Here is a 13222-nt window from a genome sequence, read left to right as displayed (position 1 = left end):
GGGGCTTGATTTGGGGGCAAATCATGGCATCCTTAACCCCATGAGCTTTGACCAGGTACAGCCTTTCCCGTCTCACTCCGGCCCCGAGCAGGTCGCCTTTCATCGCACAGAGCTGGCGGTCATCTTGTCGCTCTATGGGCGGATGGTTGCAGCGGGGGAGTGGCGGGATTACGGAATATCCTCGCTGCGGGATTTGGCAGTGTTCTCCGTGTTTCGTCGAACCGCAGAAAACCCACTATACCGGATTGAAAAACGGCCCAAGCTGCGCGGTCGTCAAGGGCAGTATGCCGTTGTCGGTATGGACGGCCAGATCCTGAAGCGAGGGCATGACTTGAAGACGGTGTTGCGCGTGTTGGAACGCAAACTGATCCGCTCCGTAACGTGAAGGACTATGTCAGCCTGTCGTGAGCGGTAGCCTGCGATGCCCGGTGATCGGCCCATCCCCCTGTTCCATGATCCGGCTGACGGCCCCTGTGACAGGTTCTAATGCCACGGCCATATGGTAGGCATTTGCATGGATCATGGTTTCGTTGTCCCGCATCATTGCCACATGGCCTTTCCAGAACAGAATATCGCCGCGTCGCAGATCTGTCGGGACGGATGTATTGCCCAGGGGTAAAGGTTCGCCCAGTTCTTGTTCCTGCTGATCGCTGTCGCCGGGACAGTCGATGCCAGAGGCCAACATGGCAGCCTGCACAAGGCCCGAGCAGTCGATGCCGGAGCGGCTGTTGCCGCCCCATAGATATGGGGTCCCGAGGAACAGCTCGGCGACGGTTACGGGATCAGCTGAGTAGGCATCCAAGGGGCGCAGGTGGTGGGCCGGGATAAAGCCCTGGTCGGTTTCGGCGAACCGGTCTGTTTGCCCCAAGACCCGAACACGAGCGCCAAAGCTCAAGCCGCAGAGATCCTGGGACTTCATGTTTGCATCGCGGTAGGCATGAGTTGCGGCCGTGCACACCATATGGGTTGCAGGCGCATCCCGCTCAGCCAGTGCGGCGCTCGATACATAGCCAACATAGTCATCAGCCGCGGACTGCACATAGGCCCAGCCGTTCCTGTCCTCATAAACCGTGACATCCGCGCCAAGCAGCAGTTGCCTGTCCCGCGGCCCATCAGGTCGGCGCAACAGGTCCACCACGGGGGCGATGACCGTCATGTTGGTTCCGTCAACGGAGGCCAGATCCGGGTAGCTCTGTTTCAGCCGTGCGGCGACAACCCGGTCATTGGCAGGGGTGCGTCGTGCGTCCGTCATTTGGAGCCTTTCGGCAGGTCCAGCATGTTTGGAAGAGCCTCAAGCAGGGCGCGCGCGCCCTGCAGCGCGCCCCCTTTGGGGCGGGCGGGTGCGGCAGCTGGGGTCCAGCCGTAGATGTCAAAATGCATGTAGCGGGTATCGGCTGCAAAGCGGCGCAGGAACAACGCCGCAGTAATCGAGCCTGCAAAACCACCACCCGGGGCATTGTCGAGGTCAGCGATCTGCGGTTCGATCATCGTCTCATACGGAGTGTGGAACGGCATGCGCCAGACTGGATCTGCCAATCTCTGTGCCGCCTGTGCCAGTGCAACCGCGTCGCCTTCGTTATCGGTATAAAACGGGGCAAGGTCAGGCCCAACCGCCACCCGTGCCGCGCCTGTGAGGGTCGCCATGGAAATCAGCAAGTCGGGGGTGTCTTCCGCTGCAAGAGCCAGAGCATCGGCCAGCACGAGCCGCCCCTCGGCGTCGGTGTTGTTGATCTCGACGGTCAACCCGTTGCGCGCTGTCAGGACGTCGCCGGGGCGAAAGGCATTTGCTGAGACGCTGTTTTCAACCGCGGGAATGAGAACCCGCAAGCGGACAGGCAGGTTCAACGCCATGATCATATGGGCAAGGCCCAGAACATTTGCCGCGCCGCCCATATCCTTTTTCATCAGCGCCATGCTGCTTCCGGGTTTGAGATTCAGCCCGCCAGTGTCAAAACAGACGCCCTTGCCGACCAGTGTCAGCGTCGGGCCGCTGTTGCCCCATTTGATATCGATCAGACGCGGCCGCCTGTCAGAGGCGCGGCCAACCGCATGTATCATCGGCAGGTTCTGCTGCAGGAGATCCTCATCCTGGACGACGGTGCAACTGGCCTTGTGCTGGTCAGCCAGATCGCGTGCGGCGGCCTCCAGTTCATCCGGTCCCATGTCACCTGCGGGTGTGTTGATCAGGTCGCGGGTCAGGAACTCTCCTGCTGCGAGTGCTTCGATGCGTGTGGCGTCTACGCCTTCGGGGGCGACCAGATGCGTGTCGGCATCACCGCCGGATTTGTAGCGGTCATAGCGATATTGCGCCAATAGCCAGCCAAGCGATTCGGCTGCGCGATCCGCCTCTGCGACACCCTCGGCCAGGCGATATATGCCTTTGGGAAGGGATGGCACGGCTGCCGCCAGATTGAACCGTTTGCGGGCGCGGTCTGCAGCCCGGCCAAATCCCACCAGCACCTGTGCGGGTTGCCCATCAGGCGCGGGCACGACAACGACCTGCCCAATCGCGCCCCGAAAGCCATTGGTGCGAGCCCAATTCGCGGTCATGGCGGGGGCCGCTGCCAGCCAGTCCTCGCAGGTGTCTTGATCCAGAACATGCAGATCGATTGCAGCGGCATCCGCATTGGCAAAGACAGGGGGCTTGGCAGAGGTCATGACGGGATACTCCGGTCCGGGGGGCGATTTCATCGTCACAGTATCTGTCACAGCGCCATCTGCAAGCCCTGCACTGTCTTGGCTCGTCCGCCCGAGTACGAATGCCTCCGGGCCTGACTGTCGTATGCCCAACGCCGATAAGGGCCCCTTTGCAGAGCCCGGTCACTGAGACAGTGCGACGTTGGTTTGGCAGGCACCTGCTGATGCGGGGAAACCCCGTCGGTGGCAGTCCGAACTCAGCTATAGTTGCCTTGTTTTGGCGGTGTCCCCCCAGGATCACCGATCAAACGGAAAGGTCTTGTTGCTCCCAAACGGCAGTGAGCGAGCGCTCTCCGATCCGCATCAGGCGGAACAATGTTGCAGAAATGGCTGACGGATCCTCGCTGTCGATCGCAGCGGTGACGTCCCGCGCAATGCGCGCCATCGCCGTCATCCCGATCTGATCCGAAATCGCAATCAGCGATCGCGCGCTTTTGCGCAGGTTGGCCATATCATTCTGACGCCAGAGCCGTTCGCAATGAGACAAGCGCACTGCCAGCTCTTCAATTGCGCGACAGATGACATCTTCTGCCCCGGCTTCGCCAAGTTGCGCATAGAGCTCCGAGAGTTTCTCGGAATCCAGACGCACGTTTTCCTTGTGTATTACTGTGAGTATCTGAGCCACCACATTAAACCCCATTATTCATGCCCCCACGGCACGATCCAAAATTGCGCCTCAGAAGTTTTCAAAAGGTTTCCACGCAGGTAGCCAAATCTCTCGAATTTGGTAACAATCCTTGGTAACAGACCTCGCATAAGGTCATTTGAGGAATAACTTATGGAATTCGCCAAACCTCTCCCCAGCTATCTGGTGACGCGCTATCACGGCTGGAAAGCGACCACCTACAGCGAGAACCAAGGCTGGTATCGGCGGCTTGCCAGCGAAGGTCAGCGTCCCCGTGCCATGGTGATTTCCTGCTGTGACAGCCGCGTGCATGTGACCTCCATCTTTGGGGCTGATCAGGGTGAGTTCTTTATCCACCGAAATATCGCCAACCTCGTTCCGCCCTATCAACCGGATGGGGATCATCACGGGACCAGCGCAACGGTCGAATATGCCGTGACCGTTCTCAAGGTTGCGCATCTGATCGTGCTGGGTCACTCGCAATGTGGTGGTGTTCAGGGCTGCATCGACATGTGCAAAGGCCATGCGCCGGCTCTTGACGCAAAAGAGAGCTTTGTCGGGCGGTGGATGGACATTCTGAAACCGAAATTCTCTTTGGTGGAAGATATCGAAGATGCCGATGCGCAGGCCCGCCAGTTTGAACGTCAGGCGGTTGTTGCGTCTCTGGAAAACCTGATGACATTTCCCTTTATTGACAGTGCTGTACGCGACGGAACCCTGAGCCTGCACGGTCTTTGGACGGATATCGGTGAGGGCGGTTTGGAATGTTACGATCCGCGTGCCGGGCGGTTCCAGCCTGTGTGATCAGCACATTCTGTCCCGATAAGACAAAGCCCTCTCGCAGCGATGCGGGAGGGCTTTGATTTGCTTGCAGGTGGGAGCGATCAGGCCACGGCAGAGGTCATACCTGCGCTCATCTGAAGCGCGGCCTGAGTGTAGCCACCAGCAGCCCCATCGACAAAATGGACGTGATCGTCCCGCATCACCGAGGGCACGATGCAGGTGACCAGTGCTTCGTCTTGTTGATGAAGGCCATAGCGGACCAGCCGCGCAGCCGCCGCGCGTTCCAGGATATCGGCAAGGGCTGCGCGCACCTCTTCGGGGCAATCGAGCGTAAGTTTCAAACCGTCATCGAACTTGCGGTAGTCGGCATTGGCGGCGAGCATCTGACGGTAGTGAGATGCGTCAAATCCAGCCAGAGGCTTTTTGCGCGACAGGGCAAAGGCGGCAAAGGCACTGAATAGAAATACTTGCAGTTTTTTCCAAATCACCGACCCCTGACCGCGGAAAATCCGGGCCTCCAGGTCAATGCCGGGCGGTGGAAAACTGAAATCTGGTCCCTCAGCGGGAACAGGATGGCCGCTGCGCTGTAGCTGTTCCGCAACAGCGAGGACCTCGCTCGTGATTCTCTCAAAGCTGCCAGAAGGCGCGCCGGGAACAGGTTGTACCACCACGGACAGGATCATCCCGTTGCGCGCAGGGATTGTATTCCAGCGGCAGGAAAGGCCGGTCAGGTCAGGCGGGTCCGGCAGCTCGGCTGGGGCGACCTGAAAACCGCCTGCCTTCATCTGTTGTTCCGCCCAAGTAAGGCCGCCACCGGAAAACATCGCGTAGTCTGCTGCATCTGACACCGCATAGCGCGCAACCGTCACATCAAGCCCTTCGGCCCGGATCCATGACACCGGCAAAAGCGCGGCGCGCAAGTCGATATCGAATTCTGCACTGGCCCAACTGCGCAACCGGCTAAGAACATCGCGCGCGGTATCTGCGAATTCGGGTGGCACGGCAAAAGATGCGCCATCACCGCCAAAGATATACGGGAACGACGTGCCCCTCATCGCATTGATCATAGCGGCAATCGCAGAAGCGCCGATGGTGTTGACCGTCTTGTACCGTCCCTTGGCGATCAGCTCTGAGGAATTTACGATATCGCAGCAGCCGACCATCCAGTCGCGCGGCAGTGGGGTAAACGCGCCGCTCCGCGTCAAAGCAGCGAAATCCTTGCTTGGCGAAAGGTTTTTGTAAAAATCGTCCTGGGCCATCGGGGTAAATGCCTCCTGTCGAAGGATAGGGTAGCGCGGTTTCAGATCACGACCATTCACGGACTGGTGGTTTCGCACCCTTGTGCAACGGTGCGAAATCGCCACTGTGAGTTCAACCATATCAGGAGGAGGCAGAGCAATGCACATCGGCTTGATCATCTTGTGTCTGGGCTATGTGCTCAGTCAGTTTTATCGGGCGTTTCTCGCTGTGCTGACGTCTGCGCTGGAAACCGACATCGGCACCACACCCGAAGATCTGGCGTTCGCCTCTGGTCTTTGGTTTCTGACATTTGCCGCTATGCAGCTACCGGTGGGCTGGGCCCTGGACCGCATCGGGCCGAGCCGCACGGCGGCGGCCCTGTTGCTTGTGGGCGGTGGGGGTGGTGCGCTCTTGTTTGCGGTTGCAACTGCGCCGATCCATGTCAGCCTTGCGATGGTGCTGATCGGTGTTGGCTGCTCTCCGGTTCTGATGGCGTCCTACTACATCTTTGCGCGCCAGTATCCGCCGCGCCAGTTTGCAACACTTGCGGCCGTGATGCTGGGGGTGGGGTCGCTTGGGAATTTGGTGGCCTCTTATCCGACGGCATTGGCTGTGGAATGGGTCGGATGGCGTGGCACCATGATCGGACTGGCGGTGGTTTCTGCGCTGGTGGCTGTTGGCATTGGCGTTACGGTCCGGGATCCGGAAAAGGTCAGCGCGCCTGATGATGCGCCCAAAGGGTCGGTTCTTGATATTCTCAGAATGCCGGTCCTGTGGCCCATCTTTCTGCTGATGTTGGTCGCCTATGCCCCCTCTGCGGCACTGCGAGGGCTGTGGATCGGCCCCTACCTGAGCGACGTTTTCAACATGAGCCGCGCGGATGTGGGGCTTGCCAGCCTCGCGATGGGGATCGCGATGATCCTGGGAACCTTTGCCTATGGGCCAATGGACCGGCTGCTGGGTACTCGCAAGGGGGTCATCCTGGGAGGCAACCTGCTGGGTGGTCTGGCTCTTTGTGGGTTGATGATGTGGATCGACGGGCCGGTGGTTCTGGTCATCGCGCTCTTGGCTGCGGTTGGCTTTTTTGGCGCGTCCTTTCCTGTGATCCTTGCACATGGGCGGGCTTTTGTTCCGCCGCATCTGGTCGGGCGGGGTGTCACGATGCTCAACTTCTTTGGAATTGGCGGCGTGGGAATCATGCAGTTCGCCAGCGGACGGCTCCATGCGAAAATGGCCGGTGCGGACCTTTCTGTTCCCTATTTTGCGATTTTTGCCTTCTTCACGATCTTTTTGGCGGTCGGATGCGCAATATATCTGCTCAGTCAGGACCGGTTGGACTGATCCGGCCTTTCATACTGAGGCCAATATCGATATGACACCGCAGCCGGCCACAAGGCCGGATACAATTGGAGAAACAAAATGGGTTATCGCGTCGTTATCGCTGGCGCCACGGGCAACGTGGGTCGCGAAATGCTGAACATTCTGGCTGAGCGCCAGTTTCCTGTGGATGAGATTGCAGTTCTGGCGAGCCGCAAATCCCTCGGCACCGAAGTCACATTCGGCGACAAGACACTGACAACCCAGGACCTGGACACGTTCGACTTTGCAGGCTGGGACATGGCGCTTTTTGCCATCGGTTCCGATGCGACGAAGAAATATGCGCCCAAGGCTGCGGCGGCGGGCTGTACCGTCATCGATAACTCTTCGCTCTATCGCTACGATCCGGACATCCCGCTGATCGTACCGGAAGTGAACCCGCAGGCCGTGCACGGCTATGCCAAGAAAAACATCATCGCCAACCCGAACTGCTCGACCGCGCAGATGGTTGTGGCGCTGAAGCCGCTGCATGATCGTGCCAAGATCAAGCGCGTGGTGGTATCGACCTACCAATCCGTTTCCGGCTCCGGCAAGGAAGCGATTGACGAGCTGTGGGATCAGACCAAGGCGGTTTACAATCCGACGCAGGACGTGCCGCCGAGCGTCTACACAAAGCAGATCGCGTTCAACGTGATTCCGCACATCGACGTTTTCCTGGACGACGGTTCGACCAAGGAAGAATGGAAGATGGTGGCGGAGACAAAGAAGATCGTCGATCCGTCGATCAAGGTCACGGCGACCTGCGTGCGAGTGCCGGTGTTTGTTGGTCACTCCGAATCGATCAACATCGAATTCGAAGACTTCCTTGACGAAGACGAAGCCCGCGACATCCTGCGTGAGGCGCCGGGCATCATGGTCATCGACAAGCGCGAAGACGGTGGCTACGTCACCCCGATCGAATGCGTTGGCGACTTTGCAACCTTCATCAGCCGCATCCGTCAGGATTCGACCATCGACAACGGTCTGAACCTGTGGTGCGTCTCTGACAACCTGCGCAAAGGCGCGGCCCTGAATGCCGTGCAGATCGCAGAACTTCTGGGTCGCGAAGTCCTGAAAAAAGGCTAATCTGCTATCCTTCCAGATAGAGGGGCGTCTCGAAAGAGGCGCCCCTTTTACTGTTTGTACAGCTATTTCTAGCAGCCTTGGTGTCACTAGTCTGATGGGGAGGTCAATTCCGGACCAAAGGGGATCAGACGATGACGACATACACCACACACCTGCCAGGCCAATCGGGCGAAAGTGCATGGGCTTCGGCGCGCATGTCCGCGCGATTGGATACTGAAATGGCTGTCCAGCTTCGCATGGTTCTGAATGAGAGCTTCAGAACCGCCAAATCCTGGGTGGACCTGTTTCAGGCCCTCCGTGACAAAGGGTTTTACCTTCAGCATCGTAGCGGTCGCACCCGGCTCAAGGATTGCCACAGCCATGTGGAAATCTGCACCTGCCGGTTCCTCGGCTATCCGACAAGCGAGCTGGAAAACCGGTTCGGGGCAAAAATGCCTGTCCGCCCGGCATGATGGAAGGCATATCGCCTATCGTTGCCCGCGCAAGCGACCAACCACACCGGTTGGAAAGAAATAGACGCTGAGGATAAACAAAACCCCCAGCCACAAGAGCCAGCGATCCGGGCTGAACAGCTCCGGCAGAATGGGCAGTCCTTCTGTCATGCTCGACAGGCCACTCATCAGGTTCTGCAGATAGTTCTGGGCAAGGACAAACAACGTGGCCCCGATCACGGCGCCGTAGATCGTTCCCATGCCGCCGATCACGACCATCAGTAGAATGTCGATCATTATTTCCATCGACAGGGTGGTGTCCGGCCCGACGTATCGCAGCCAGATCGCATAGAGAGATCCGGCCAAGGCGGCTACCGCAGCAGAGAGACAGGTTGCCGTGACGCGGTATATCACCACCCGGTAGCCAATGGCTTCTGCGCGAAAATCGTTTTCGCGGATGGCCTGGAGGACGCGGCCAAACGGAGAGTTCACAATCCGCAACAGTGTCAGGAACAGGATGAGGCTGCCGCCGAAGATCAGGTAATAGGTGAGAAGTTTGCCGTTCAGCTTGACGCCAAGAAGCTCTCCGCCAAAGAGGTCTTTCCCGAATTTGAATGCTGGTCCCAGCTCGCGCGGGATCTTGAATGTCAGACCGTCCTCGCCTCCGGTTACAGACGAAATCTGGCTGACCAGAACGGCCACAGCGGATGCGACGGCAAGGGTGATCATTGCAAAAAAGATCGCCCGAACCCGCAGGGAAAACAGACCAATCACCAACGCAAGGGCCGCTGCCAGGATTGCACCGATGCCTGCTCCAATGATCAGGGAGTCAAATCCGCGGCCCAGATGGGTAGAGCTGAGCGCAACACCATATGCGCCGATGCCAAAAAACATCGTATGGGCAAAGCTGACGATACCGCCGTAGCCCAGCAGCAGGTCATAACTGGCGACCAGGACAACAAAGATACAGATCCGGGCGGCCGTGTCGACTGTGCGGACCCCCGGAAAAAGAAACGGTGCAAAGGCCAGACAGATCAGGATCACAAGCAGGATGGCGCCCAGAAACTTGGATCGTGGCATATCGCCAGACAGGAGAGAGCGGATCATTTTGCCTTTACCACCGGGATCATGCCCATCGGGCGCCACATGAGGATCGCGACCATTAGCGCGATGTTGGAAATCAGCGCGAGTTTCGGCTCAACAAAGGCGATGTAGTTTTGCAGAAGGCCGACAAGAAGAGCGCCAACAAAACATCCCTCGACAGAACCAAGCCCGCCGATAATCACGACGATGAAGATCAAGATCATTGCCTGATTGCCCATATGGGCGGTGATGACCTCCTGGTACAGACCCCACATCACTCCGCCCAAACCGGCCAGTGCAGAACCGGCAATGAAAACGCCGACAAAAACCAGTCTCAACCGGTACCCAAGGGCCGCCACCATTTCACCGTTTTGGACACCTGCCCGCACGATCAGGCCAATTTTGGTACGGCGCAGCACGAACCGCATCGCGGCAAAGACCACAAGCCCCACGCCGACCGCCACCAGACGGTATTTTTCAATTGCCGCATCCCCAAAGGTCAGCGCGCCTTTCAGCGTCTCAGGTCGGGTGAAATAGATCTCCTCTGGCCCCCAGAGGACGATAATCAGCTGCTCTGCGATAATGAGCCCGCCCATCGTAACGAGGATCTGGCTGAGGTGATTTCCGTAGACGGGTTTCACGATCACCCTCTCAAAGGCCCACCCCATTGTTGCCGTGGCGGCCATCGCGGCGAGAACGGCAGCGAGAACCGCCAGTAGGTTTAGCCCAAGAGACGGAGCCCCGGTCATCTGCCCCAGCGCCAACAGAACAGAGATTCCGACAAAGGCCCCCACCGAGACAAAGGCGCCGTGTCCGAAATTGATGACGTCCATCAATCCGAAAACCAACGTCAGGCCAGAGGCCATGATGAAGATCATCATTCCCATCGCCAGCCCGGAGACGGTCAGCGTCAGCCAGCTTGCCGGGTTCTGTACGGCTAGGAAACCGGCAACGGCCAGCGCAGGAACCAGCAGGAACGGCGCATAGGGCGCGAGCCGGTCGCGTAGCGTTGTGCGCGCCATCGTCGGCGCATGTTCGGGGGCCGCGGTCATGGGTGGTATCCTGCCGGGTTGGAATAGGCTGATTGGGTCACGTCGAATGCGCCTCCATGCTCAATCCCATCAGTTGCTCCTGAAGAGGAGCGTCGTTGGCGAGCGCCTCCATCGCACCCGACCAGATTACCCGTCCGTCATCCATCACGTTGGCTGTGTCACCCAACGCTTTGGCCACGGCAAAATTCTGCTCCACCATCAGGATCGATGCGCCCTGATCCTTCAAATCCTTGAGCGCACGCGCCATCGTGGAGATGATCGCAGGCGCCAGGCCCTTGGTGGGTTCGTCAATCAGATACAGCTTGCGTTCTTCGGCCATCGCGCGGGCAATCGACAACATCTGTTTCTGCCCACCCGACAGCGTTCCTGCCTCAGACTTCCAAAAGGTTTTGAGAGGGGGAAAGGCGGCAAAGATCCAATCCAGACGCGCGGGGTCGATCGGGCCGGATATAGCTGCAAGGGTCATGTTTTCTTCAACGGTGAGGTCCGCAAAGATGCCCATATCTTCGGGCACGAAACCAAGCCCCGCACGGGCGATGGCAGCGGTCGGCAGTTGGGTGATATCCTGTCCATCAAACAGGATGCGACCCTCATGCGCGCGCCAGTGGCCGATGACGCTGCGCAGGGTCGTTGTCTTGCCCACCCCGTTGCGGCCAAGCAGCATGGTCACACCGCCCCGCGGCACCACCAGATCGACCCCCTGCAGGATGTGATATTGGGCAATATTGGTGCAGATGCCTTCGATTTTGAGGATGGGATCAGACATCAGCCAAAATTCCTTCCAGTCCGCGTCCCATATAGGCCTCCTGCACGACGTCAGAGGCCATGACCTCGGCAGGCACCCCATCTGCAGCAAGGGCGCCGTTGTGCAAGACGATGATCCGATCTGCGAGCGTGCGGATGACATCCATCTTGTGTTCGACCAATAGGATCGCCCGGTCCCCCTGCGCCTTGAGCTGCGCAATGAGATCAAGAACAATCGGCGCTTCGTCCACGCTCATGCCAGCGGTGGGTTCGTCAAACATGTAGACAGCCGGGTCCAGGGCAATCAGCAGCGCCACCTCCAGCTTGCGCTGGTTGCCATGCGAAAGTTCAGAGACGGTCTGATTGCGTTCGTCCAGCAGGCGAACCTGTTGCAGGATGTTCTCAGCCTGCTCGGTCAGATCTGTGTGGTGGGTCACCATTGACCACAGATTAAATCCGCGCTCAGCCTTGGCCTGTACGACCAATCGCACATTCTCCAGCACGCTCAGGTCGGGAAACAGGTTTGTTAGCTGAAAGGCCCGCCCGATCCCGGCTTTGGTCCGCGCAGAGACGGAAAGGCCCGAAATATCCTTGCCGTGCAGCTGAACAGTGCCCCCAGATGCGGGGATCTGGCCGGAGATCAAATTGAAATATGTCGTCTTGCCTGCTCCGTTCGGGCCGACAATTGCTGTCAGCTCTCCGGCATTGAAAGCGCAGGTGACATGATCGACCGCGACATGGCCACCAAAGCGGACGGTCAGATTGGTTGTGCTCAAAATGGGGTCGGGCATCGCTGACCTGTCAGATCCTTGGGTCGGTTGCCGGGGCACATGGTGGGTCGCACCTGTGCCCCGGCTGGCTGAAACAGTTTAGCGTTTTGGCTTACTGATTGCGGATCGGAACTGGCAGATCATCGATGCCGAGCTCGCGGACCAGTTCGGGGATGGCCCATTCCACACCGTCCTCAACCCGCAGCTTGAAATGGTACATGGATTGCAGGGCCTGATGGTCCTCTGCGCGGAAACGCATGGTGCCCTTGGGGGTTTCCCATTCCATGCCTTCCATCGCTTCGATCAGGGCTTCTGTATCGGTAGAGCCAGCCTTCTTGATCGCCTCAACAGCCGCGATGCCAGCTGCCATCCCACCTGCCGTGAAAAAGTCCGGCGGGCTGTCGAACCGTTCAAAATGGGTTTTGACCAGCCAGTCATTCACCGGATTGTCGGGCAACTCGTAGTAATAATAGGTGCCGCCTTCCATCCCTTCAAAGTCCTTGAAGCCTTTGAGCGCGGCGAGAATGTTGCCGACACCGGCAAACTCAATCCCGAAGCGACCCGGATCCATGGCGTTGATCTTTGCCCAAGGGTTGCCTCCGCCTGCCCAGATGATGAACAGTTTCTTCTCGCCTTCCAGATCCTTCATCGCGTTGAAGATGCGCTCTCCGGCGGCCGTGAAATCGGTTGTGTCGGTGGGGGCGAATTCTTCGTGCACGATCTCATGGCCCTGTGCTGCGAGCGCCTCACGGAAGGCCGCGATACCGTCCCGTCCAAACGCATAGTCCTGGGCTAATGTTGCGATATGCACATTCTCACCGGCGAGTGCGATTGCACTGGCGACCGCATCCTGCGACGAGTTGCGCGAGGTGCGGAAGATGTAGCGGTTCCAATTCGCGCCGGTGATCGAGTCTGCAACCGCAGGTTCGACAATCAGCAGTTTTTCGTATTCCTCAGCAACCGGCAGCATGGCCAGTGCCACACCCGAGCTGACCGGGCCGATGGCCAGATCAACTTCGTCGTCGCCATAGGCCTCTTCCAGCAGGGCCTTGCCGTTTTCCGGTTTGAGCTGGGTATCCTTTTCAATCACGACGATCTTCTCGCCGTTGATTTCCATGGTCCCACCGGTCGCGTATTCCAGCCCAAGCATCAGCCCATCATGGGACTGTTTGGCGTAGGCTTCAAACGGCCCCGTCTTGCCATAGATGTGGGCAATCTTGATATCGGCGAGGGCCGACGTTGCCAGCCCTGCGCTGAGAGCCAGTGCAGAGACCACCCCCGCAATCAATGTGCGCTTCATCCTGTTTCTCTCCCTCCTGGCGCACCAGAGGATCCGGTGCGCGCTCTCTCCTGTGG

Annotated in this window: 14 protein-coding genes; 5 read left to right on the top strand and 9 right to left on the bottom strand. The window is 58.7% G+C overall.

Features of this window, described 5'->3' with window-relative positions; genetic code table 11:
• The first annotated feature begins 40 nt into the window (after positions 1-40).
• A complete protein-coding gene (locus KUV39_RS12370; RefSeq protein ID WP_046211682.1) occupies positions 41-385 on the top strand; it encodes a DUF2794 domain-containing protein in 345 nt (114 codons plus the stop codon).
• Between the two features lie 9 nt (positions 386-394).
• Here KUV39_RS12370 and KUV39_RS12365 read toward each other — a convergent pair whose 3' ends face one another.
• From KUV39_RS12365 to KUV39_RS12355, 3 genes are all read right to left on the bottom strand, one after another.
• Positions 395-1252: a C40 family peptidase gene (locus tag KUV39_RS12365; protein ID WP_222459889.1), complete on the bottom strand. Its 858-nt coding sequence runs from the start codon at positions 1250-1252 to the stop codon at positions 395-397.
• Entirely contained in the window at positions 1249-2658 is a 1410-nt protein-coding gene (locus KUV39_RS12360; protein WP_222459934.1) for a leucyl aminopeptidase family protein, read from the bottom strand. Before KUV39_RS12360 ends, KUV39_RS12365 begins: the two co-directional genes overlap by 4 nt.
• A 283-nt stretch (positions 2659-2941) precedes the next feature.
• Entirely contained in the window at positions 2942-3337 is a 396-nt protein-coding gene (locus KUV39_RS12355) for a hypothetical protein (protein ID WP_173644451.1), read from the bottom strand.
• Positions 3338-3475: 138 nt separating this feature from the next.
• Between KUV39_RS12355 and KUV39_RS12350 the strand changes: the two genes are divergently transcribed.
• Positions 3476-4126 carry a carbonic anhydrase gene (locus KUV39_RS12350; RefSeq protein WP_046211633.1) on the top strand — a complete coding sequence of 217 codons (651 nt, stop codon included), beginning with the start codon at positions 3476-3478 and terminating at the stop codon, positions 4124-4126.
• An 80-nt stretch (positions 4127-4206) separates the two neighbouring features.
• Here KUV39_RS12350 and KUV39_RS12345 read toward each other — a convergent pair whose 3' ends face one another.
• The gene (locus KUV39_RS12345) at positions 4207-5364 is read right to left on the bottom strand and encodes a DUF3095 domain-containing protein (protein ID WP_046211632.1); all 1158 of its coding nucleotides are present in this window, start codon (positions 5362-5364) and stop codon (positions 4207-4209) included.
• A gap of 139 nt (positions 5365-5503) precedes the next feature.
• On the opposite strand from KUV39_RS12345, the gene KUV39_RS12340 reads away from it, so the two are divergent.
• The 3 genes from KUV39_RS12340 to KUV39_RS12330 all read left to right on the top strand — a co-directional run bounded on the left by KUV39_RS12340 (position 5504) and on the right by KUV39_RS12330 (position 8238).
• A complete protein-coding gene (locus tag KUV39_RS12340; protein WP_168578137.1) occupies positions 5504-6685 on the top strand; it encodes an MFS transporter in 1182 nt (393 codons plus the stop codon).
• Positions 6686-6763: 78 nt separating this feature from the next.
• Complete coding sequence (locus tag KUV39_RS12335) at positions 6764-7786, top strand: aspartate-semialdehyde dehydrogenase (RefSeq protein ID WP_008559088.1); 1023 nt, start codon at positions 6764-6766, stop codon at positions 7784-7786.
• Positions 7787-7917: 131 nt separating this feature from the next.
• Complete coding sequence (locus tag KUV39_RS12330) at positions 7918-8238, top strand: hypothetical protein (RefSeq protein WP_037302636.1); 321 nt, start codon at positions 7918-7920, stop codon at positions 8236-8238.
• A 15-nt stretch (positions 8239-8253) separates the two neighbouring features.
• Here the strand turns inward: KUV39_RS12330 and KUV39_RS12325 are convergent, their stop codons facing one another.
• From KUV39_RS12325 to KUV39_RS12305, 5 genes are all read right to left on the bottom strand, one after another.
• Positions 8254-9324 carry a branched-chain amino acid ABC transporter permease gene (locus tag KUV39_RS12325; RefSeq protein ID WP_008560312.1) on the bottom strand — a complete coding sequence of 357 codons (1071 nt, stop codon included), beginning with the start codon at positions 9322-9324 and terminating at the stop codon, positions 8254-8256.
• Positions 9321-10352, bottom strand: a complete 1032-nt coding sequence (locus KUV39_RS12320) for a branched-chain amino acid ABC transporter permease (protein ID WP_008560486.1) — start codon at positions 10350-10352, stop codon at positions 9321-9323. Before KUV39_RS12320 ends, KUV39_RS12325 begins: the two co-directional genes overlap by 4 nt.
• A gap of 37 nt (positions 10353-10389) precedes the next feature.
• Entirely contained in the window at positions 10390-11118 is a 729-nt protein-coding gene (locus KUV39_RS12315; RefSeq protein WP_222459888.1) for an ABC transporter ATP-binding protein, read from the bottom strand.
• Positions 11111-11887: an ABC transporter ATP-binding protein gene (locus tag KUV39_RS12310; RefSeq protein WP_222459887.1), complete on the bottom strand. Its 777-nt coding sequence runs from the start codon at positions 11885-11887 to the stop codon at positions 11111-11113. Before KUV39_RS12310 ends, KUV39_RS12315 begins: the two co-directional genes overlap by 8 nt.
• Positions 11888-11978: 91 nt before the next feature.
• Positions 11979-13166, bottom strand: coding sequence for a substrate-binding domain-containing protein (locus KUV39_RS12305; protein WP_008561533.1), 1188 nt, complete (start codon positions 13164-13166; stop codon positions 11979-11981).
• Positions 13167-13222 lie beyond the last annotated feature (56 nt).

This window comes from Phaeobacter italicus, assembly GCF_019801785.1.
GTDB classification, from domain to species: domain Bacteria; phylum Pseudomonadota; class Alphaproteobacteria; order Rhodobacterales; family Rhodobacteraceae; genus Phaeobacter; species Phaeobacter italicus.
Note: the sequence above shows the minus strand (reverse complement) of the source record. Positions and strands in the feature narration are given on the sequence as shown.

Excerpts from the sequence above, each read along its gene's own strand:
- KUV39_RS12370 (WP_046211682.1), top strand. The coding sequence starts at position 41 with ATGAGCTTTGACCAGGTACAGCCTTTCCCGTCTCACTCCGGCCCCGAG.
- KUV39_RS12365 (WP_222459889.1), bottom strand. The coding sequence starts at position 1,252 with ATGACGGACGCACGACGCACCCCTGCCAATGACCGGGTTGTCGCCGCA.
- KUV39_RS12360 (WP_222459934.1), bottom strand. The coding sequence starts at position 2,658 with ATGACCTCTGCCAAGCCCCCTGTCTTTGCCAATGCGGATGCCGCTGCA.
- KUV39_RS12355 (WP_173644451.1), bottom strand. The coding sequence starts at position 3,337 with ATGGGGTTTAATGTGGTGGCTCAGATACTCACAGTAATACACAAGGAA.
- KUV39_RS12350 (WP_046211633.1), top strand. The coding sequence starts at position 3,476 with ATGGAATTCGCCAAACCTCTCCCCAGCTATCTGGTGACGCGCTATCAC.
- KUV39_RS12345 (WP_046211632.1), bottom strand. The coding sequence starts at position 5,364 with ATGGCCCAGGACGATTTTTACAAAAACCTTTCGCCAAGCAAGGATTTC.
- KUV39_RS12340 (WP_168578137.1), top strand. The coding sequence starts at position 5,504 with ATGCACATCGGCTTGATCATCTTGTGTCTGGGCTATGTGCTCAGTCAG.
- KUV39_RS12335 (WP_008559088.1), top strand. The coding sequence starts at position 6,764 with ATGGGTTATCGCGTCGTTATCGCTGGCGCCACGGGCAACGTGGGTCGC.
- KUV39_RS12330 (WP_037302636.1), top strand. The coding sequence starts at position 7,918 with ATGACGACATACACCACACACCTGCCAGGCCAATCGGGCGAAAGTGCA.
- KUV39_RS12325 (WP_008560312.1), bottom strand. The coding sequence starts at position 9,324 with ATGATCCGCTCTCTCCTGTCTGGCGATATGCCACGATCCAAGTTTCTG.
- KUV39_RS12320 (WP_008560486.1), bottom strand. The coding sequence starts at position 10,352 with ATGACCGCGGCCCCCGAACATGCGCCGACGATGGCGCGCACAACGCTA.
- KUV39_RS12315 (WP_222459888.1), bottom strand. The coding sequence starts at position 11,118 with ATGTCTGATCCCATCCTCAAAATCGAAGGCATCTGCACCAATATTGCC.
- KUV39_RS12310 (WP_222459887.1), bottom strand. The coding sequence starts at position 11,887 with ATGCCCGACCCCATTTTGAGCACAACCAATCTGACCGTCCGCTTTGGT.
- KUV39_RS12305 (WP_008561533.1), bottom strand. The coding sequence starts at position 13,166 with ATGAAGCGCACATTGATTGCGGGGGTGGTCTCTGCACTGGCTCTCAGC.